Below are 20,467 nucleotides of genomic sequence, written 5' to 3' on the forward strand. Positions count from 1 at the left end.
CCGAAGCTGGCTCAGCCGGGAACACCCAAAATGTGATCTGATAATAGCAAGCATCAACCGTAACAGCGAAGCTGTGAAACAATTTCTATACACTGCGCAGGGTTTGGTAGACTACCGCGCTTTATGATCGCAAGAGTCTCCCGGAATGCTTGATAAACTGTTTGTTCTTAGCCAATACGTCACACCCCAGCTGGCGGTTTCCCGCCTGGCAGGCCGTCTGGCCGACAGCGAGAGCACTCCAGCCCTGAAAAACCGTGTGATCAAATGGTTTATCGGCCGCTATGGCGTGAACATGAGCGAGGCCGCTGAGCCAGACTTTACCGCCTACCCCACGTTCAACGCGTTTTTTACCCGTGCACTCAAGCCGGGCGCTCGCACCATAGACCCCGCACCGGAAACCCTCACCAGCCCGGTGGACGGCGCCATCAGCCAGATTGGCCAGATCAGCACAGACCGTGTATTCCAGGCCAAGGGACAGTCATTCAGTCTCACTGAACTGCTCGGCGGCGATGACGAACGGGCCGAGCCCTTCCGGGAAGGCGAGTTCGCCACTATTTACCTGTCGCCCAAGGATTACCACCGTATTCACATGCCCATGGCTGGCACCCTGAAAGAAATGGTCTACGTACCCGGGAAGCTGTTCTCAGTCAATCCGGTAACCGCCGAAAATGTGCCGAACCTGTTCGCCCGAAACGAACGGGTGGCTTGCCTGTTCGACACCGAGGCGGGCCCCATGGCTATGGTATTGGTCGGCGCGATGATTGTGGGCAGCGTGGAAACCACCTGGGCCGGCGTGGTAGCGCCCAATTCCGGCAAAGTTATGCAATGGCAGTACCACGGAGACGATGCCGTTAAGTTTGAAAAAGGTCAGGAAATGGGCCGCTTCCGCCTGGGCTCCACCGTGGTACTGGTGATGCCCAAGGGTGCGGTTAAATGGCAGCCGAATCAGGTGGCCGAAAAGACCGTTCAGCTGGGCGAAGCCTTCGGCAAACTGAACGTCAAATAGCAGGGCTCAGGCCCGCTCAATCGGAAACGCAATAACGTCCTGAATGTTGCGACTGCCCAGCTTGAGCATCAACAGCCGGTCAAGGCCCATGGCCACACCGGCGCATTCCGGCAGGCCTGTCTCCAGCGCTGCCAGAAAAGACTCGTCCAGCGCCATCTCCGGCTTGCCACTGGCACGCCGGAGATAGTTATCGGCGGCAAAACGGGCCCGCTGCTCGGCCGGATCGGTCAATTCCCAGTAACCATTACATAGCTCCAGGCCATGAATGTAGAGCTCAAACCGGTGCGCCACTCTAAAGCCCTGATGCTCAGAGATGCGTGCCAGAGCGGCCTGAGAGGCGGGATAGCGGTTAATGAAAACCGGTTGCTCTCGGCCCAATTCCGGTTCCACCACGAAACTCATCACCAGATCCAGGCAGCCATCCCGGCCGAGGCCGGCCAGCTGTTCCGGCTCCAGCCACTGTTCACAGTAGCGTTCAAGGTCCCGGTCGGTGATGGTCATCGGGTCGATACCCGCAATGGACTGCATCGCCTCACGGTAGCTCAGGGTTACCGGAGGCGAGCACTCCAGCCAGCCACAGACCAGATCCGAGACTTCCCGCATCAGTTGTTGATCGTCAAAGCCAACGCGGTACCACTCCAGCATGGAGAATTCCGGATTGTGACGTTTGCCGCGCTCACCGTTACGAAACACTCGGGCAATCTGGAATATTGATCCTGAACCTGCGGCCAGAAGCCGCTTCATGTGATACTCAGGGGAGGTCTGCAACCACCCCCCCTGAACGCCGCCGGCGTCAACCGCAGCGGGAATGCCGTCGAGATTGACGTCAGTCACACCGTGGCGTCCCAGCACCGGTGTTTCTACTTCCAGCACCTGCCGCTCAGAAAAAAAGCCGCGCACGTGGGCCAGAAGCTGTGCGCGGCTTTCCAGAGCGGCCCGGGTAGCAGCAGGCTGCCAGACAGGGCCATCAGTCATGATCGGTGATCAGCTGCTTTTGACACGGTTGACGTATTCACCGGAGCGGGTATCAACCTTCAGCACTTCACCAATAGTGATGAACAGGGGCACGTTCACAACGGCACCGGTAGACAGGGTCGCGGGCTTGGAGCCGCCCTGAGCCGTATCGCCTTTCATGCCCGGATCGGTATCAACCACTTCCAGCTCGACAAAGTTCGGCGGGGTCACGGTCAGCGGCGCGCCGTTGTACAGAGTCACGGTGTAAACGTCCTGCTCTTTCAGCCACTTGACGGTATCGCCAACCGCCTTGGCATCAGCCGCGTACTGCTCGAATGAGCCATCAGTCAGCATGAAGTGCCAGAACTCGCCATCGGTATACAGGTATTCCATATCCTGCTCGACAACGTCGGCCGCTTCCAGAGACTCTCCGGATTTGAAGGTACGTTCCCACACCCGGTTGGTCATGAGGTTGCGCAGCTTGACCCGGTTGAATGCCTGGCCCTTGCCCGGCTTGACGAATTCATTCTCGAGCATGATACAAGGGTCGCCATCCAGCAAAACCTTGAGACCGCTGCGAAATTCGTTGGTAGAATATGAAGCCATGAAATGTCCACCTGACAGACTGTCGTTAAAATTTCAAAGGTCGCTATGATACAGCGAACCCCCGCCCGTATAGAAGCCCGCGATGCCAGCCATCCACCCGATGTCCGGGTTGAACCAGGCAACACACCGGACTGGCAACAGATACTGAGCCAATCGGTCACGACGCCGGAACAACTGCTGGAACGTCTGGGGCTCGCTCCGGAGGACTGGTACAGAGGCGCCGCCTGCGGCCACAGACTGTTTCCGATCCGGGTGCCCGAGCCCTACCTGGCACGGATTGAGCCAGGCAACCCGGATGACCCCTTGCTGCGGCAAGTACTTCCTGTCGCCCAGGAGGCGGAGGTCCATCCCGATTTCGTATCGGACCCGCTGGAAGAGGCGTCGGCCATCCAGACCACCGGCCTTATTCGCAAATACACCAGCCGTGCCTTGCTCATGATCACGGGACAATGCGCTATCAATTGCCGCTACTGTTTTCGTCGGCATTTTCCCTACGGCGATCACCGTCTTGGGCCGGAAGACCGACGCCAGGTCATCGACAGCCTGTCCGCCAGCCCGGAAATCAACGAAGTGATTTTCAGTGGTGGTGACCCACTGGCAGTGAACGACCGCCTGCTCTCGCAATGGGCCGAACTGCTTGGTGACATCCCCCATCTTCGCCGGTTACGCATTCATTCCCGCCTGCCCGTGGTGATACCACAGCGGGTATGCGACAGCCTGATTGACTGGCTGTCCCGAACCCGACTGCAAAAGGTCCTGGTGGTGCACGTGAATCACCCGGCAGAAATAGACCAGGCCACCCGCCAGGCATTCCGACGTCTGAGCGAGGCCGGGGTTACCCTGCTGAACCAGAGCGTAATCCTCAGAGGTGTCAACAATAGCAGCGCCACACTCTCAGCCTTGAGCGAGACGCTGTTCGAAGCGGGGGTTATGCCCTATTACCTGCACGCCTTTGATCCCGTCTCCGGTGCCCGGCACTTCTCCGTGAGTGACACCGACGCCATCCGGATAGTTAACGAAATGCTGGAAAATCTGCCCGGCTTCCTGGTTCCAAAGCTGGTTCGGGAGCTTCCCGGCCGCGCCAGCAAGACCCCGCTGGACCTGGGCTCATGAGACCTGTCGTAAAAGCTGGCCCACTTTCACTTGTCAAACATTGTCAACTCATGATTTTCTCGCTTTTTGTCGTTGCTTTGCTATCTTAAAGTTCAATATCCATAAACAATAACGACCTGTATTTTCGGCGTTTTCGCTGAGTTACAACTAACGCAGTCCCGACATTGGCGTGAGAACATGGATGGTAAGATCCTGAAACCCGAGCTTAAGGTTCCTGAACAGAAAACAGCGAGCCTGTCGTTTTGCGACACCACCCCCAAGGCCTTTCGCGTGTGGGCGGATCAGTTGCCGATGGCCAATACCGGTGAGGCTTCGCGTCAGCTGTATCACGCGATCATTGAGCTGAACCATCTGTTCCTGTCTCCGCTCCAACGCATGCAGTTTCTGGAGATCGTGCGGGACAAGATTCATTTTGTCTGCAATGAACTGTCAAGGCATTTTCTCGGGCTGGCCATCGCGCTGCCTGAAAAACAACGAAAGATTGCCAATCTGACCCAGGCACTTCAGCTGCACCTGGCCGCCGGATACAAGCTTTGTCTGCTGGAATACGTCGACAATGGCGGAGTAGACAAACACCGGCGCCAAATTGCCACGGCAATCCATAGGGCAATGTCGGAGCTGGCCGCCACCATACTTCGGTCCCATCAACTGTATTGTCCGAGCCCGGCCAACAGCTGGCTGGAATGCCATCGGATGTTCCGCTTTGCGCACCGGAACAAGTTGGCCAACATGGAGGTGGATGACGACACCCTCACCCACCGGCGGGCCAGTACCGTTGGCGACAGTTACAAACGCATTCTTTTGCTCGGCTGTGCGCGGCCGAACCAACTGCGTCAGGCGGAACTGACACAGGTATATGAACTGTTTGAGTCCTGGACCGAGCATTGTCAGTGCGCTCCGGATCTTGGTCCCGACAGCCTGTTTGTCATCAACATGGAAAAAGACAATCCGCCGGTCTACCGCAGCCTGCTCGAAAACACGCCAGGCAATGAAAGCTTCAGTTTCGACACCCGTGACCTCTCCACCCTGCTGGCCGAGACCCTGCACGCCCGGCGCCATGACAGCCACGGAGGCGAGGCACTGAAAATTTCCTCCAAGGTGAGCGACACCTTGCTCACGCACCTGAGCCAGGCACTCGGTATTCTGGCCAAGCGCAATTTCAACCGCATTGCCAGCCAGGGCACGCTGGAAGTGTGCGTGGGCTTAACCGCTGCGCATTACTTCGTGGCCGGCCAGAAGGTCTTCTCGGAATTTCTTGATGGCAACGAAAACAGTCATCACGAATCCGACAACCTGTTTATCCGCAATGCCAATCGCAAAGCAGACACCTGGGCCGGCGCGCACGATGCCGGCCCCAACGAAGACCGGCTGCATTCTGCCGATGCCCCGATCAACTTCCGCACCAGTGGCGGCAGTCAACAACCATCAGCGGCCCAGGATAAAAACAGACCAAGATCGCACCACGCCCTGCTGGTCAACACCAGCCCCGGCGGCTACTGTGTGGCCTGGGAGAGCAATGTACCGGCGTCGTTGCAGGCCGGTGAAATTCTGGGCGTGCGAGAACAAAGCTCCCACCCCTGGAGCATTGCCGTTGTGCGCTGGCTGCGCCAGATCCGCAACCAGGGCACTCAGGTGGGCATTGAGCTACTGGCGCCGAGCGCCGCGCCCTGTGCCGTGCGACTTATCCAGAAAGTCGGCAACAGCAGCGAGTACCTCAGGGGCCTGCTGCTGCCCGAAATCAGCGTGGTCAATCAGGCCGCGACACTGATTACCCCGCGACTGCCGTTCCAGACCGGCAGCCGGATCTCGCTGCTGCAAGATGGCCGGGAAGACCAGGGACAGCTACTGAAAAAGGTCTCGGCCACTGGCAGCATCAGCCAGTTCGAGCTGAAACTCCAGAATCCCATCACCCCAACTGCCGGCCGTGGTGCTCCCCCATCAACGCCAGGCACTACGGAAGACGAATTTGACTCACTGTGGCCGTCGCTTTAAATAGTGCGGCCCGTCAACTGCCGGCATGGCCAGGGTTGTTATTGCTGGCCAACCCCTGCATCATTCATCCGTGAATATCCGGCACCACGAGACGTCTGACGAATGCAGAAGAAAAACACGACCGTACACCTGCTGATTCTTGACCCATCACAAAACGATGCGGAATCCATGGTCAGCTTGCTCCGCAACTCCGGCAAGGCTACCCGCGCTCACCGGATTACCTCGGAAGAAGATCTGGAAGAAGCGCTCAAGACCTCCAACTGGGACTTGCTGCTGGCACGCGACCTGGAACAGGAATTCGGGGCAGACGATGCTCTGGCCATGGTCAAGCGCATGGACAAGGACATCCCCTTCGTTCTGCTGACCGAGGAATACAGCCGCGAGCGTACCGTCAACATCATCCGTGCCGGTGCCCAGGATGCCGTACCCTTTCAGTATACCGACCAGCTCGTTCTGGTGGTCAAGCGGGAGCTGGCAGCTCTTGATGAGCGCCGCAAACGCCGGGTACTGGAATCTCATCTGCGTGAGGCCGAGCAGCGTTGCCAGTTGCTGCTGGAAAGTTCCAAGGATGCCATTGCCTACATCAACGATGGCATGCACATCTATGCCAACCAGTCCTACATGGAATTCCTGGGCTACGACGACATCGACGAGCTGATTTGTATTCCGGTGCTCGATACCCTTACGCCGGAAAGCCAGGAGAAATACAAGGAGTTCATGAAAGCGTTCGCCGAAGAGCGCAAAGATGGCATGACTCTGAACTGCACCGCGCGCCGCAGTGACGACCACGAATTGAATGTCACCATGTCGGTGTCCGCAGCCACTTACGACGGAGAGGCCTGCACCCAGATCGTTCTGCAACCGGAACACAGCGATGCCGAGCTGGAGGAAAAGCTGAAACAGATCAGCAGCCAGGATTTGCTGACCGGCCTGTACAACCGTCAGTACCTGATGGATGCCCTGGCCCAGGCTATCGCCACGGCTGGCAAAGACAACAAGACCGGCGCCCTTGCCTACATTGCCCTGGATAATTTCCTGAGCATGAAGAGCCAGGTCGGCATCTCCGGCGCGGATCTGTTGTTGGGCGATCTCGCCACCCTGCTTCGGGAACAGACCGGCGACGAGGTTACCCTGGCCCGCCTGAGCGACGATGCCTTCTGCGTCATGTGCCTGCCCTGTGATGAAGCCAGCATGGAAAGTCTGTGCGAGCGCATCCGTAAAGCGGTCGAGGACCACTTGTTCGACATCAATGGCCGGACGGTTCCGCTGACCGTGTCCATCGGTATCGCCGCGATCACGGAAAACTCACCAAAGGCCGAAGAACTCATGGGCCGGGCCCATACTGCCTCGGCCGATGTGAAAAAACAGGAAGGCCACGAGCGTGGCAACGGCATCCTGGTCTATAACCCGGCTGAATACGAGAGCCTTGATGAAACCAACTCGGTGGAGGCCATTCTCAAGGCTCTGGACGATAACCGTTTCCGGCTGCTGTTCCAGCCCATCATCAACCTGCGCGGTGAGGGTGAGGAGCATTACGAGGCCTTTGTCCGGATGCTCAACAAAGACAACGAAGAAGTCTCGCCGTATGACTTCCTGCCGCCGATGGGACCCAGCGATACCGCCATCAAGATCGACCGCTGGGTTATCCTGCAAACCATCAAGCAGCTATCGAGCCACCGCTCAAGGGGCCACGACACTCGCCTGTTCCTGAACATCACAGCCGAGACGCTGCAGGACAAGACCTTCACGCCCTGGCTCAGCGTTGCCCTCAAAGCTGCCCGCTTGCCGGGAGATTCGCTGATCTTCCAGATCCGCGAAGGCGATGCCAACAACTACATGAAGCAGGCCAAGGACTTCACCAAGGCGGTGCACGAACTGCACAGCAAGGTATCCATTTCCCAGTTCGGCTGCGCACTCAATCCGTTCAACACCCTCAAGCACATTGAGGCGGATTACGTGAAGATTGATGGTTCGTTCACGGAAGAGATTCAGAAGAGTGACGAGGCCAAAGAGCAGGTCAAGGAAATGGTCAAGAGCCTGCAGAATGCCGGCAAGCTGACCATCATCCCGCTGGTGGAAAACGCCGGCGTTCTTGCGACGCTCTGGCAGGCAGGCGTGAACTACATTCAGGGCTACTACCTGCAGGCGCCGGTACCGGAGATGAACTACGACTTCGGCGACAACTGATCAACGGCCGCTTAACCAAAAAGGGCGAGATCATTCTCGCCCTTTTTTGGTTTCAGAGGTGGGTATTCTGAAGCGTTTGATTGGTCTCGCTTTCCCGGAACCCGATCAGGTACAGGATGGCATCCAGCCCTAAGGTGGAGATGGAGTGGCGTGCCGACTCCTTGACCAGTGGCTTGGCCCGGAAAGCAACTCCCAGACCCGCCTGACTAAGCATTGGCAGATCATTGGCGCCGTCCCCAACGGCAATCACCTGTTCCCGGGAAATGTGCTCTTTCTCAGCTATTTCCAGCAACAACTCCGCCTTTCGCTTACCATCTACAATCTGACCTTTCACCTCACCGGTTACTTTGCCGTCGATAATCTCCAGCTCGTTGGCGTAGATATAGTCAATGCCCAGCTTACTCTGAAGATGACGAGCAAAATAGGTGAAGCCGCCAGACAGGATAGCGGTCCGATAGCCCAGCGCCTTCAGACTGCGAATCAGGTGCTCGGCCCCTTCGGTCATTCGCAGTCGGTTGGCGATCCCTTCAAGCACCGACTCGTCCAGCCCCTTCAACAGGGCCAGGCGCTCGGCAAAGCTCTGACTGAAATCCAGCTCACCCTGCATGGCACGCTCGGTGATCTCAGCGACCTGCTCACCGACTCCCGCTTCATGGGCCAGCTCGTCGATCACCTCAGCTTCAATCAGCGTGGAGTCCATATCGAACACCACCAGCCTGCGGTTGCGTCGGAAGATCGAATCTTCCTGGAAGGCGATATCCACATTCATCTCGCCGGCAATGTGCAGGAAATCGGCCCGAAGCTGTTCAAGATCCGAGGGCGTTCCCCTTACCGAGAACTCGACACAGGCAATACGGTTTTCCGAGGTGTTCAGCGACGGCCTTGCCGACAGCCGGGTAATATTGTCAATGTTCAGGCCATGGCGGGCCGTAATCGCCGACACCCTGGCGATCTGCTCAGCCTTGATGTCGCGGGAAAGCAGGGTCACGATGTAACAGGCCCGGTTGCGGCCCTCAGCCCAGGCCTGATATTCCTGCTCGGTAATCGGCGCAAAATGCACCTGCAGATCCAGCGCGTGCAGCCGGAACAGCAAATCCCGGATTACCGGAGAGGATTTTGACTCATCCGGGATCTCGATCAGAATGCCCCAGGTCAGATGGTCATGAATGACCGCCTGGCCTATATCCAGAATGCGGACATCGTAACGCCCCATGATTCCGGTGATTTCCGAGGTCAGGCCGGGTTTGTCCCGGCCCGATACGTTTACCAGCACCAGCTCACTCACTGTCTGTATTCTCCCCGCTCTGGGCTTCTTCCTCGGCCCGCGCAGCCGAAGGAATCACATCAATACCATCCACACGCTGCAGGCCCCGTGGCAGCTTGTGACCACGACGGCCCCGCTCACCCAGATAGTGCTCAAGATCGCCAAACCGCAAGCCAAGCTTCCGCTTGCCCGCTTTCACTTCCAACTGATCCTCTTCACCGAACACGGCGACAGCAACCACGTATTCCTCGCGATTCTGCACCCGGGCGGAGGGAATACTGATGATCTTGTTACCTTTACCCTTGGCCAGCTCCGGCAGCTCGCTGAGCGGGAACACCAGCATGCGGCCCTCATTGGATATGGCCGCCAGATACAGGGTCGATGCCGTTTCCGGAATCATCACCGGTGGCATGATTCTGGCGCCTTTGGGCACGCTGACCACGGCCTTGCCCGCGCGATTCTTGCTGATCATGTCGTTCAGCGAAGTGACGAAACCATAGCCACCGTCGGTGACCAGCAGTGTCTTACGTTCGGGATTACCCATCAACAAACCGGAGAAAGTAGCTCCGGAGGGGGGATTGATCCGCCCGGTCAGGGGCTCGCCCTGCCCCCTGGCAGACGGCAGACTGTGGGCCATTAATGAATAGGCCCGGCCGGTGGAATCCAGGAAAATCGCCTGCTGGTTGTTGCGCCCCTTCGCCGCCAGGGCAAAACGGTCGCCAGACTTGTAGCTGAGACCAGCTGGGTCAATGTCGTGACCCTTGGCCGCGCGAACCCAACCCTTATCGGACAGCACCACCGTCACCGGATCGTTAGATACCAGATCGGTTTCGCTGAAGGCGCGGGCTTCCTCCCGCTCGACAATCGGCGAACGGCGGTCATCACCAAAGGTCTCAGCATCCTGCTCGAGTTCGGTCTTGATCAGTTCGCGAAGCCGATCTTCTGAGCCCAGAATGGCCTGCAGCTCATCGCGCTCGGCGGAGAGCTCATCCTGTTCGCCGCGAATTTTCATTTCTTCGAGCTTGGCCAAATGCCGGAGTTTCAGCTCCAGAATGGCCTCGGCCTGCTCCGCCGACAAACCAAAGCGCGCCATCAGTTCGGCCTTGGGCTTGTCTTCGGTGCGGATAATCTCGATTACCTCATCAATATTGAGGTAGGCAATCAACAAGCCTTCCAGAAGATGCAGCCGGGCCAGCACCTTGTCCAGGCGATGCTGCAAACGGCGTGTTACCGTTGTTTTCCGGAATGCCAGCCACTCGGTCAGAATGGTGTACAAGCCTTTTACGCCTGGCCGGCCATCGTTGCCAATCACGTTGATGTTGACCCGATAGGTCTTCTCCAGATCGGTACTGGCAAACAAGTGAGCCATCAGCCCGTCCAGATCAACCCGATTGGAGCGGGGCACAATCACCAGACGGGTCGGATTTTCATGATCCGATTCATCGCGCAGGTCTGCCACCATGGGCAGCTTCTTGGTCTGCATCTGCTGGGCAATCTGCTCCAGCACCCGGTTTCCGGAGACCTGGTGGGGCAAATCAGTGATCACCACTTCGCCATTCTCGCGCATCCAGCGTGCGCGCATCCGCAGCGAACCTCGCCCGGTCTCGTACATCTGGCGCAAGTCTTTGCGGGGAGTGATGATTTCAGCCCTGGTTGGGAAATCCGGCCCCTTGATGTGCTCACACAGCTCATCTACGGACGCATCGGGCTGATCCAGCAAACGAATACAGGCGGCTGTGACTTCCCGAACATTATGGGGCGGAATATCCGTCGCCATACCAACGGCAATACCCGTGGTACCGTTGAGCAGCACGTGCGGAAGCCGGGCCGGAAGCACCGAGGGTTCTTCCATGGTGCCATCAAAGTTTGGCACCCAATCCACGGTTCCCTGCCCGAGCTCACTGAGCAGCACTTCCGCAAAGGGTGCCAGCCGCGATTCGGTATATCGCATGGCGGCAAAGGATTTGGGATCATCCGGAGACCCCCAGTTACCCTGCCCGTCTACCAGCGGGTAGCGGTAGGAAAACGGCTGGGCCATGAGCACCATGGCCTCGTAACAGGCGCTATCGCCGTGCGGGTGGAACTTACCAAGCACATCACCCACGGTACGAGCCGATTTCTTGTACTTGGAGGTGGACTTCAGCCCCAGCTCCGACATGGCGTATACAATCCGCCGCTGTACGGGCTTGAGCCCGTCCCCTACGTTGGGCAGAGCCCGGTCCAGAATGACATACATGGAATAGTCCAGGTACGCCTTCTCGGTGTAGTCCCGGAGTGATACCCGCTCGAAACCTTCATCCGTTGTCTGAAACTCTGGCATGGACGCCTCTTTGCCTTGGATGCCTATCAATGTTGTGGCGCACATTATATGGACGCCAGCCCCGATACACCAATTTCCAATAGCGGAATTCCCGCATGGAGACTCTGTAAGGTGAGCCGTATTCTCGCCACAGTGATTAGAACGCCGTTTACTCTCTGAACAAGCGGAAACCTATGAAACCCAATCTCAAAGCCTGCGGGCAAGCCATGGTTACGGCCATGGTCAATGCGGTTCTGGCCGTTGCCCTGATGCTCCTGGTGGAGTTTGCCATCAGTGGTACCTTCCAGGTTCCCGAGCCCTATATCTGGGCGGGGGTACTGATATGGGCCGTTATTTTCGCCGCCCAGTTCCTCCGTCAACGGCATCTTTGCCGTGCCTGTGAACAGACCGACGAACCTTCATCCGCCGAAACCGTCGGAAAATCCTGACCCATATCAAGGGCCTGGCACCTCAAATGTGACAAATCTGCCCCCCCTGCTACGCTTTGGATAAGACATTAACGTCGAAGCCTGGGGGGCTAGATGACCGCTCTGAAGAAACTCGGATTACGCACCAAAATCGAACTTCCTTTTGCCATCACGGCGCTTGCCCTGGTCATCGTCGGTGTCTTCAGCGTTCTGACGGCACGCAATCTGGTTTCCGATACCGACGACATAGCCGCTACCTACCTGCCTTCGATCAGCCAGATTCTCAATGGCGACCGCGATCTCTATCAGGCACTGGTGGCACAGATGTCTGTGGTGGATCAGTCCTTCAATAATGAAAACACCTCCGGAGCTCTGGAGGATTTCAATGAAAACACCGAGCAAGCCAGGCAGCGCTTCCTGGAAAGCTCTCAACGCCTTGCAGGAACGGGCATTTCGGATGTCAGCGACGGATTCGAAGGGGCATTTGATCGTTGGGAACAGTCCGCTCGGAGGGTGATGGAGCTGGCCTCAAACGGCAATCCGGAACAAGCCCGGAGTCTCGCTGCCACAGAAACAGCCCCATTGTTTGACCAACTCCGGGATTATTACGACAACGCCGGTGCTCACGCTGACGAGCAGGCTCAACAACGTTCCGCCGAAGCCTCTGCCGAAGGCACCTCCAGTTCGGCCACTGTTCTTGCGATCACCGTGATTGCCATCATTATCGCCATTGCGTTGTTCTTTGTATTCATGAAACTGATCATCTCTTCGATCAGCGCCCTCCGGGATCAGCTCGACAACATTGCCCAGGGCGAAGGCGACCTGACTCAGCGGGTTCCGGTAACGGTCGAGGACGATCTCGGCAAACTGGCCAGAAGTTTCAACCAGGTACTGGAAAACCTGCAGGGCATGATCGGGTCCATTCAGAATCTGAGTCGCGATCTCGGTGCGGGTGCCACCGAGCTGGCCACTGCCGCCCGGGACAACAACGATGGTGTGACCCGCCAGACCGACTCCATTTCCATGGTGGCCACCGCTATCAACGAGATGCAGAGTGCGATTGAAGAAGTGGCCGGGAACGCCTCCCGCGCCGCAGAGATCACTCGCGAAGCGGAAACCAAGGGGAACAACAGCGCCCAGATCATCCGCAATTCGTCGAAACAGGTGCACCGCCTGGCCGCCCAGATTTCCAAAGCGGTTGAGGTTATCCGCAAACTTTCTGCGGATTCCGACAACATTACTTCGGTGCTGGATGTCATTCGCGGCATTGCCGAACAGACCAACCTGCTGGCTCTGAACGCCGCCATTGAGGCTGCCCGGGCCGGTGAGCAAGGCCGCGGCTTCGCCGTGGTGGCGGATGAAGTCCGCACTCTGGCGCAACGCACCGGCCAGTCGACAGAAGATATTCAGACCATGATAACCGCGCTGCAGACCGGTGTTTCGGACGTCGTGAGCGTGATGGAGACTGGCAGCAAGGAAGCCACCGAAACCGAACGGCTGGCAACGGAAGCGGAACCGGAGCTCCAGGCCATTCTGGAAGCGATCTCCAGCATCACCGACGTCAATACCAGCGTGGCGTCCGCCACCGAAGAACAGACTCAGGTGGTAGATGAAATTAACCGGAGCATTACTGATATCAATGATCTGGCTGCGGCCAGTGCCGATCGGTCCAAAGCCATCGATGGCATTGCCAAATCGCTGGAGAGCTATGTCAGGGAGCTGGAACAACAGACAGGGCGGTTCCGGGTTTAACCGGACCGCCGCGTCATCGCCGGAAGGATCCGATTACTGGCGAATGCCTTCTACCGAGATTTCGATTTCCACGGTTTCGGAGGCTTTGCCAAGATCCATGGGAATGCCAAAATCCTTCAGGCGCAACTCGGTTTCAGCCTCAAAACCCATGCGATAGCCTCCCCAGGGGTCTTCACCGTGGCCAACCAGCTCGGCGTCCAGGGTGATTTCCCGGGTAACGCCACGCAGAGTCAGATCACCAATGATGTCCGCCTCACCGGCCTCGTCAACCACCACACGCTTGCTCTTGAACGTGGCTTCCGGGAACTCACTCACATACAGGAAGTCTTCGCTGCGCAAATGCTTGTCGCGCTCGGCATGGTTGCTGTCAACGCTGGAGGTATCGATCGTTACTGATACAGAGCTGTTTTCGGGGTTGTCCGCATCGTAGGTGAACTCACCATCAAAATCGTTGAATCGACCGTACAGCCAGCTGTAGCCCAGATGGGAAATCTTGAAGGTTACGAACTGGTGCGTGCCCTGGGTATCGAAGGCGTAAGTACCGCTGTGCTCGTTTGCCTGCACAGAGGCAACCATCGCGGCTGAAATGGCTGAAGCCAGAAGAATCTTCTTCATTATTCACTCCTTTTGAGTCTGTTTTGCGTTGCGTTAAGAGAGTTAGCTGTCCCGGAACTGTCAGGCCAACCCAAGCATTCTGCGAAGCGTACTGTCCCGGTCGATCAAGTGATGCTTCAACGCCCCCAGCGCATGAACGCCGGCCAGGACGACAATCGCCCAGGTGCTCCAGTAATGGATGGCTCCCGCCGTATCTTCGAGGCCTTTCACCTGGCCTGTCACCGATGGCACCTGAAACCAGCCGAACACATGGATCGCAGAGCCGTCAGCCGTTGAAATCAGATAGCCACTGATCATGGCGACAAAGATCAACAGATACAGCGCCACATGCGCCAGGTGAGCAGAAACCACCTCCCAGCGCTGGTGATTGGGCAAAGGCCTGGGCAGCGGGCTTAACAGCCGCCAGACCAGTCTGAGCACCATCGCCATGAACAGGAGAATACCCACGCTGCGGTGGATGTCCGGCCCCTGTCGGTACCAGGGATCATAATAAGAGAGATCGACCATCCAGAAGCCCAGGGCAAACAGGCCGATAATGGTGACGGCCACCAGCCAATGCAGCAGGATTGCCACCCACCCGTATGCGTCTTCTGAATTCTTTGCCTGCATAAAAACAATCGCCTCCGTTGCTGATGTGGACCCAAACGGCTTTTCCACGTCCTCCAGATAAGATCAGCATAGTCTAGAAGGACAGAGAGCTGACCAAAATCAAAATGTTTTGCTGGCCTGCATCAGATTTTCTGACCATAGCATCCACGATCCGCAAACACTTGACAGCAACCACTTTGGTCGTATGCGGTTTTACGGATTGTTGAAAATTATGACAGCGATAAACTTTAACCATACTTTTAATCCGCCCCGTCCGGGGCCTCAGTGACCGAGAGGAAACGACATGGAACTTGAATTTGACGAGTCTGTGGTAGTACCCAGCAACAACTGATTTGATACAGACCCGGCTACTGCCGGGTTTTCTTTACCACCGTTTTAATGCCTGAAAGATACAAACTGTTTCGTCTTTTATGCATTAAGTAGTGGTAATGGTTCTTGTTTTTTGGCAACCTTCGACGAATTGATGAGGTAACGCCTGAATTTCAGGCGTCCGTGCCAGGGACACAGGCACAGTGGCTAACAGATTGGCGTGTACTTCAGTACTGCGCCAATGTATTCGTTGAAGGGTACAGACCTGCCTATGTCCCACAATCTTCCCGATTCGCTACCCGCGCCGGAAGTAGACCTGCTTTCCCCCATGCTTAATCAGCAGGGTCAGGTGTGGACAGCGGATTTTCGCGGGCTCAAACTGCGCACCGCCCTTCAGCCGATTTACAGCATTTCCCACAAACGTACCGTCGGTTATGAAGCCCTGATCCGGGCCTTCGATAACGACAATTCAGCTGTTCTGCCTTTGCACCTGTTCGAGCTGCCCGCATCCGAAGCCGAAAATCTGTTGCTGGACAGACTCTGCCGGTACTTGCACATTCGCAACTACAGCGAGATCAAGGATCAGGTCAACTGGCTGTTCCTGAACGTCTCCCCGAGGGTGGTCACCTCCGGCTCTCAATCCGATTCCTTTTTTGGACAATTGCTTGAGAAAACCGGGCTGCCGCCACATCGAATCGTAATGGAAATCGTTGAACAGCCAACCGACGATGCTGAACGGCTACGGGATACCGTTGCCTACTACCGCAAACTGGGGTGTCTGACCGCCATTGACGATTTTGGTGCCGGGCACTCCAATTTCGAGCGCATCTGGAATCTGTCACCGGACATCGTCAAGCTGGACCGTACCCTGCTGACCCGGGCAACCGAAGATCGCCGCGCCAGGCAGATACTGAACGGCATGGTATCCCTGCTGCATCAATCTGGCTGCCTGGTGTTGCTGGAAGGAGTGGAAACCCGGGATCAGGCCATGATTGCCATTGATGCCGGTGTCGATTTTGTACAGGGCTTCTACTTTCGTCGGCCCTGCCTGGAGCTGGACGAACTGCCCCAGAGCACAATGAATTTCGAGGATTTGCTCGAAGAGTACAAAAGCAGCAAGCAGATTAGCCACGATCCAACCCAACTGGTCGTCAACCATTTCAGTGGGCCTTTCCGGCGGGTGATCGAGCGCCTGCAGAAGGGCCTGTCCATGGACCAGGCCTGTTTTGAACTGCTCAGCCACCACACGGTTTCCCGCTGCTACCTGGTGGACGACCAGGGCGTTCAGCTGGAAGACACTCTGGTTTCGGAGTCCGCCGTTAAAAAGCAGGACCCAAGATTCCGACCACTGGAAAACACCAGCAGTGCAGACTGGTTTCGCCAGCAGTATCTCCGCCAGGCGCTGGCCCAGCCAGAGAACATTCATGTGACCACTCCCTACCTGTGCGTCACTGGCGCCTACATGTGCGTGACCCTGTCACTGGCCTTCCGTCAGGACGGCAAACTGCGGGTACTCTGCTGCGATATTCTTGCCAACGCGGATCACAACCCGTAAACCACGGCAATCACCGCAACCGTTACCAACCCCACCAGCACATTCATGGGCAACCCCACTTTCACGAAATCTGAAAACCGGTAGCCACCGGGACCAAACACCATCATGTTGGTCTGATACCCCAATGGCGTAGCGAAGCTGGCGGAGGCTGCCATCATCACTGCAATAACAAAGGGTTCTGCAGGCACCCCCATGCTGCCGGTCATCGACAGCACAACGGGAATCACCAGTACAGCTGCGGCATTGTTCGTGATGACCTCGGTCAGAAACGACACAGCGCAGTATACGAGAAACAGCGTTAGCAGCACCTGGCCTGCACTGAAGGCCAGAATACCCTCGGCCATGAACGCCGCTGCTCCGGTTTCTTCCAATGCCGCTCCCAGCGCAAAGGACGCTGCGATGGTGAGGATGACCGGCACATCCACCGATTTCTGAGCCTGCCCCACCGAGCAGCAGCCAGACAGGATCATCAGAGCGGCTCCCAGTAAGGCGGCGTTGAGCATACTCATCACCCCGCAGGCCGCCAGGCTCACCAACACAAGCAGGATCCCCCAGGAAAGCCAGGCCCGGTCATGTCGGGGCGTTTCCGTTTCCAGGTCGTTGATGAGCAGAAAATCCTTATTGTAGCGCTGACGGCTGACGAAGGCCGGACGCGCCTCAAGCAGCAGGACGTCGCCAGGTTTCAGGCGAATGTTGCCGAGGTTGCCTGACACACGCTCGCCGCCCCGGGCCACCGCCAGCACCACGGCGCCGTAACGGTCCCGGAACCTTGCGTCCCGGATGGTCAGGCCCAGCACATCCGATTGCGGAGACAAAGCGGCTTCCACTAACCGCCGCTCGGCACGATCCTGACTGAGACTGGGCTCATCGTCGTGCACCGACGGCACGATGCCATTGATGCGCAACAGGTCAGAGATCGCCTGGGTATCGCCCGCAAACACCAGCCGATCGCCGCCGCACAGCCGTTCTTCCGAGGGAACGGCAGTGACCACACTGCCATCCCGCTCGATTTCCACCAGATACAATCGCTCCAGTTCCCGCAAGCCAGCTTCACCTACGGTCCGGCCCACCAGCGGACCTTCAAAGGACACCGCCACTTCCAGCGTGAACTCCCTCATGGAGCCAAACTTCTGCTGATCCTTACGGTCTGGCAGCACCCGCGGCATGACCAGAAGCATGACCGCCAGACCGATAATGGCCACCGGTAAACCAACCGCCGTAATGGAAAAGATCGAGAACCCGGCCTCACCGGTCAGCTGCTGATACTGACCATTCACAACCAGATTGGTGCTGGTGCCAATCAGTGTCAGTGTGCCGCCCAGAATCGCTGAGTAACTCAGCGGAATCATCAACTTGGAGGGTGAAATACCGATCTTCCGGGACCAGGCATGGACGGCGGGAATCATGGTGGCAACCACCGGTGTATTGTTGAGGAAGCCACTCAGCAGGGAAACCGGCAGAGCTATGCGAGCCTGCGCGGAACGGACCGATTTGGGATTGCGAAGCAGATGGTTAACCAGCAGATCGACACCGCCGGAATGATGAATGCCTGCGGCCACCACAAACATGGCCACCACGGTGATCAAGCCGCTGTTACTGAATCCGGCCAGCGCCTGATCGGCGGAGATGATGCCACTGGCACTGAGCACCACAAGCACCGCCATCATCACCAGATGCGGTGCAAAGCGGCCTGAACTCATCAATAGCAGGGCGGTAAGCGCCAACCCCAGGGAAAACCATCCTTGCCAGTCCATAACTCGGTCTTTTCCGGTTTGAAAACTGGCAGGATAGCGAGGCAAAGCAATTCTGAGAAAGAATAACTATCGATTTTTATAGCTGATTATGGAATATCAAACCGCCACGTCGGCCATGTTTCCGTAAGCTTCCAGCCAGGCCCGGCGATCCGAAGCGCGCTTCTTGCCCAGCAGCATGTCCATCCGCTCGTCGGTGTCATCCCCTTCTTCCAGAGTGAGCATAACCAGACGGCGGGTGTCCGGTGCCATGGTGGTTTCTCTCAACTGCAACGGGTTCATCTCGCCCAGTCCCTTGAAGCGCGTTACCTGAATCTTGCCTTTGCGATTTTCCGCGGCCAGGCGGTCGATGATGCCCTGTTTCTCGTGTTCGTCGAGGGCATAGAAGGTTTCTTTGCCAAGATCCACGCGGTACAGAGGGGGCATCGCCACGAACACGTGCCCGGCCGCCACCAGCGGCCGGAAGTGTTTCACAAACAAAGCGCACAGCAGCGTGGCGATGTGCAGGCCGTCCGAATCCGCATCAGCCAGGATACAGATCTTGTTATAGCGCAGGCCGGCAAGGTCGTCAGAGCTCGGATCCACACCAATAGCAACGGCAATATCGTGTACTTCCTGGGACGCCAGGATTTCACCCGAGTCCACTTCCCAGGTGTTCAGAATTTTACCCCGCAACGGCATGACTGCCTGGAATTCCCGATCCCTGGCCTGCTTGGCGGAACCTCCGGCGGAATCACCTTCCACCAGGAACAACTCCGATCTCGCGGTATCACCGCCGGAACAGTCCGCCAGCTTGCCAGGCAACGCCGGGCCAGAGGTCACCTTCTTTCTGGCCACTTTTTTGCTCGCCCTCAACCGGCGCTGGGCATTACTGATAAACAGTTCCGCCAAGGCTTCGGCAATGTCGGTGTGCTGGTTCAGCCACAGGCTGAAGGCATCTTTCACCACCCCGGAGACGAAGGCAGCGGCTTCCCTTGAAGACAGCCTCTCCTTGGTCTGGCCGGAAAACTGGGGCTCCTGCATCTTGAACGACAGTACATAGGCTACCCGTTCCCAGATGTCCTCGGGCGACAACTTTACCCCCCGGGGCAGCAGGTTTCTGAATTCACAAAACTCCCGCATGGCTTCCAGCAGGCCGGTGCGCAAACCATTGACGTGGGTACCACCCTGGGCAGTGGGAATAAGGTTGACATAACTCTCCAGTACCGCATCACCACCCTCTGGCAGCCACTGGATAGCCCAGTCCACGGCTTCCTTGTTGCCGGAGAAACTGCCGGTGAAGGGTTCAAGCGGCACCGCTTCAATATCAGCCAGAGCCGTTCGCAGGTAATCCCGAAGACCGTCCTCATAGAACCACTCGTCTTTCTCGCCGGTTTTCTCCTGCAGGAAGGTCACCGTCAGCCCCGGGCAAAGAACCGCCTTCGCGCGCAGGTTGTGGCGCAAGCGGCTGACCGAGAAATTGGGGCTGTCAAAATACTTGGGGTCGGGCGTGAACTTCAGGCGGGTACCGGTGTTGCGCTTGCCTACGGTATCAACCACTTCCAGCTCGGAGGCTTTGTCACCGTTGGCGAACGTCATCCGATGCACCTGACCATCCCGCTTGATGGTCACTTCCAGATGCGTGGACAGGGCATTGACCACGGAAACACCCACACCGTGCAGACCACCGGAGAAGTTGTAGTTGCCCTGGGAGAATTTACCACCGGCGTGCAACCGGGAAAGAATAAGCTCCACCCCGGGCAGTCCTTCTTCCTTGTGCAGATCGACCGGCATGCCCCGGCCGTCGTCCTCCACACTCAGGGAATTGTCGCTGTGCAGCACCACATCAATCCGCCGGGCGTGGCCGGCGAGGGCCTCGTCAACGCTGTTATCAATGACTTCCTGGGCCAGGTGGTTGGGCCTCGACGTATCGGTATACATGCCCGGGCGCTTGCGCACCGGATCAAGACCGCTCAGGACTTCAATGGCATCGGCGTTGTACTGTTGCTCGCTCATAGGAATGGCATGGCTCCGCAAATGATCGTTGC

At 57.4% G+C, this 20,467-nt stretch carries 15 protein-coding genes; 7 read left to right on the top strand and 8 right to left on the bottom strand.

Going from position 1 to position 20,467, the window contains the following annotated elements:
• The first annotated feature begins 145 nt into the window (after positions 1-145).
• Positions 146-1,006 carry an archaetidylserine decarboxylase gene (asd, locus tag JIF53_RS09440; protein ID WP_199452352.1) on the top strand — a complete coding sequence of 287 codons (861 nt, stop codon included), beginning with the start codon at positions 146-148 and terminating at the stop codon, positions 1,004-1,006.
• A 6-nt stretch (positions 1,007-1,012) separates the two neighbouring features.
• On the opposite strand, the gene epmA is transcribed toward asd, so the two are convergent.
• Entirely contained in the window at positions 1,013-1,981 is a 969-nt protein-coding gene (epmA, locus tag JIF53_RS09445; protein ID WP_199452353.1) for an EF-P lysine aminoacylase EpmA, read from the bottom strand.
• Between the two features lie 9 nt (positions 1,982-1,990).
• Positions 1,991-2,566 carry an elongation factor P gene (gene efp / locus JIF53_RS09450; protein WP_011786227.1) on the bottom strand — a complete coding sequence of 192 codons (576 nt, stop codon included), beginning with the start codon at positions 2,564-2,566 and terminating at the stop codon, positions 1,991-1,993.
• A gap of 45 nt (positions 2,567-2,611) precedes the next feature.
• On the opposite strand from efp, the gene epmB reads away from it, so the two are divergent.
• From epmB to JIF53_RS09465, 3 genes are all read left to right on the top strand, one after another.
• Positions 2,612-3,679, top strand: coding sequence for an EF-P beta-lysylation protein EpmB (gene epmB, locus JIF53_RS09455; protein WP_183576509.1), 1,068 nt, complete (start codon positions 2,612-2,614; stop codon positions 3,677-3,679).
• A 177-nt stretch (positions 3,680-3,856) separates the two neighbouring features.
• Positions 3,857-5,671, top strand: coding sequence for a GTPase (locus tag JIF53_RS09460; protein ID WP_199452354.1), 1,815 nt, complete (start codon positions 3,857-3,859; stop codon positions 5,669-5,671).
• 102 nt (positions 5,672-5,773) lie between these two features.
• Positions 5,774-7,858 (top strand): EAL domain-containing protein, encoded by a 2,085-nt coding sequence (locus tag JIF53_RS09465; RefSeq protein ID WP_199452355.1) that lies wholly within the window; start codon positions 5,774-5,776, stop codon positions 7,856-7,858.
• A 52-nt stretch (positions 7,859-7,910) separates the two neighbouring features.
• On the opposite strand, the gene serB is transcribed toward JIF53_RS09465, so the two are convergent.
• Positions 7,911-9,143, bottom strand: coding sequence for a phosphoserine phosphatase SerB (gene serB / locus JIF53_RS09470; protein ID WP_014422162.1), 1,233 nt, complete (start codon positions 9,141-9,143; stop codon positions 7,911-7,913).
• The gene (parC, locus tag JIF53_RS09475; RefSeq protein ID WP_023011138.1) at positions 9,136-11,442 is read right to left on the bottom strand and encodes a DNA topoisomerase IV subunit A; all 2,307 of its coding nucleotides are present in this window, start codon (positions 11,440-11,442) and stop codon (positions 9,136-9,138) included. Before parC ends, serB begins: the two co-directional genes overlap by 8 nt.
• A gap of 173 nt (positions 11,443-11,615) precedes the next feature.
• On the opposite strand from parC, the gene JIF53_RS09480 reads away from it, so the two are divergent.
• Positions 11,616-11,870: a hypothetical protein gene (locus tag JIF53_RS09480; RefSeq protein ID WP_011786233.1), complete on the top strand. Its 255-nt coding sequence runs from the start codon at positions 11,616-11,618 to the stop codon at positions 11,868-11,870.
• A gap of 93 nt (positions 11,871-11,963) precedes the next feature.
• Positions 11,964-13,601 carry a methyl-accepting chemotaxis protein gene (locus tag JIF53_RS09485; RefSeq protein ID WP_199452356.1) on the top strand — a complete coding sequence of 546 codons (1,638 nt, stop codon included), beginning with the start codon at positions 11,964-11,966 and terminating at the stop codon, positions 13,599-13,601.
• Between the two features lie 33 nt (positions 13,602-13,634).
• On the opposite strand, the gene JIF53_RS09490 is transcribed toward JIF53_RS09485, so the two are convergent.
• On the bottom strand, positions 13,635-14,216 hold the full coding sequence (locus tag JIF53_RS09490; protein ID WP_011786235.1) for a YceI family protein: 582 nt from the start codon (positions 14,214-14,216) through the stop codon (positions 13,635-13,637).
• 60 nt (positions 14,217-14,276) lie between these two features.
• The gene (locus JIF53_RS09495) at positions 14,277-14,825 is read right to left on the bottom strand and encodes a cytochrome b (RefSeq protein ID WP_113879990.1); all 549 of its coding nucleotides are present in this window, start codon (positions 14,823-14,825) and stop codon (positions 14,277-14,279) included.
• 580 nt (positions 14,826-15,405) lie between these two features.
• On the opposite strand from JIF53_RS09495, the gene JIF53_RS09500 reads away from it, so the two are divergent.
• Positions 15,406-16,689 carry an EAL domain-containing protein gene (locus JIF53_RS09500; RefSeq protein WP_011786237.1) on the top strand — a complete coding sequence of 428 codons (1,284 nt, stop codon included), beginning with the start codon at positions 15,406-15,408 and terminating at the stop codon, positions 16,687-16,689.
• On the opposite strand, the gene JIF53_RS09505 is transcribed toward JIF53_RS09500, so the two are convergent.
• On the bottom strand, positions 16,677-18,443 hold the full coding sequence (locus JIF53_RS09505; RefSeq protein ID WP_153741045.1) for an SLC13 family permease: 1,767 nt from the start codon (positions 18,441-18,443) through the stop codon (positions 16,677-16,679). The two genes, JIF53_RS09500 and JIF53_RS09505, sit on opposite strands and share 13 nt — an antisense overlap.
• Positions 18,444-18,539: 96 nt before the next feature.
• Positions 18,540-20,435 (bottom strand): DNA topoisomerase IV subunit B, encoded by a 1,896-nt coding sequence (parE, locus tag JIF53_RS09510; protein WP_114434159.1) that lies wholly within the window; start codon positions 20,433-20,435, stop codon positions 18,540-18,542.
• Between the last annotated feature and the right edge of the window lie 32 nt (positions 20,436-20,467).

Origin of the sequence: Marinobacter sp. bablab_jr008 (genome assembly GCF_016464145.1) — a bacterium.
GTDB lineage: Bacteria > Pseudomonadota > Gammaproteobacteria > Pseudomonadales > Oleiphilaceae > Marinobacter > Marinobacter nauticus.

Excerpts from the sequence above, each read along its gene's own strand:
- epmB (WP_183576509.1), top strand. The coding sequence starts at position 2,612 with ATGATACAGCGAACCCCCGCCCGTATAGAAGCCCGCGATGCCAGCCAT.
- JIF53_RS09500 (WP_011786237.1), top strand. The coding sequence starts at position 15,406 with ATGTCCCACAATCTTCCCGATTCGCTACCCGCGCCGGAAGTAGACCTG.
- parE (WP_114434159.1), bottom strand. The coding sequence starts at position 20,435 with ATGAGCGAGCAACAGTACAACGCCGATGCCATTGAAGTCCTGAGCGGT.
- epmA (WP_199452353.1), bottom strand. The coding sequence starts at position 1,981 with ATGACTGATGGCCCTGTCTGGCAGCCTGCTGCTACCCGGGCCGCTCTG.
- JIF53_RS09460 (WP_199452354.1), top strand. The coding sequence starts at position 3,857 with ATGGATGGTAAGATCCTGAAACCCGAGCTTAAGGTTCCTGAACAGAAA.
- asd (WP_199452352.1), top strand. The coding sequence starts at position 146 with ATGCTTGATAAACTGTTTGTTCTTAGCCAATACGTCACACCCCAGCTG.
- efp (WP_011786227.1), bottom strand. The coding sequence starts at position 2,566 with ATGGCTTCATATTCTACCAACGAATTTCGCAGCGGTCTCAAGGTTTTG.
- JIF53_RS09495 (WP_113879990.1), bottom strand. The coding sequence starts at position 14,825 with ATGCAGGCAAAGAATTCAGAAGACGCATACGGGTGGGTGGCAATCCTG.
- JIF53_RS09505 (WP_153741045.1), bottom strand. The coding sequence starts at position 18,443 with ATGGACTGGCAAGGATGGTTTTCCCTGGGGTTGGCGCTTACCGCCCTG.
- parC (WP_023011138.1), bottom strand. The coding sequence starts at position 11,442 with ATGCCAGAGTTTCAGACAACGGATGAAGGTTTCGAGCGGGTATCACTC.
- JIF53_RS09480 (WP_011786233.1), top strand. The coding sequence starts at position 11,616 with ATGAAACCCAATCTCAAAGCCTGCGGGCAAGCCATGGTTACGGCCATG.
- JIF53_RS09485 (WP_199452356.1), top strand. The coding sequence starts at position 11,964 with ATGACCGCTCTGAAGAAACTCGGATTACGCACCAAAATCGAACTTCCT.
- JIF53_RS09465 (WP_199452355.1), top strand. The coding sequence starts at position 5,774 with ATGCAGAAGAAAAACACGACCGTACACCTGCTGATTCTTGACCCATCA.
- JIF53_RS09490 (WP_011786235.1), bottom strand. The coding sequence starts at position 14,216 with ATGAAGAAGATTCTTCTGGCTTCAGCCATTTCAGCCGCGATGGTTGCC.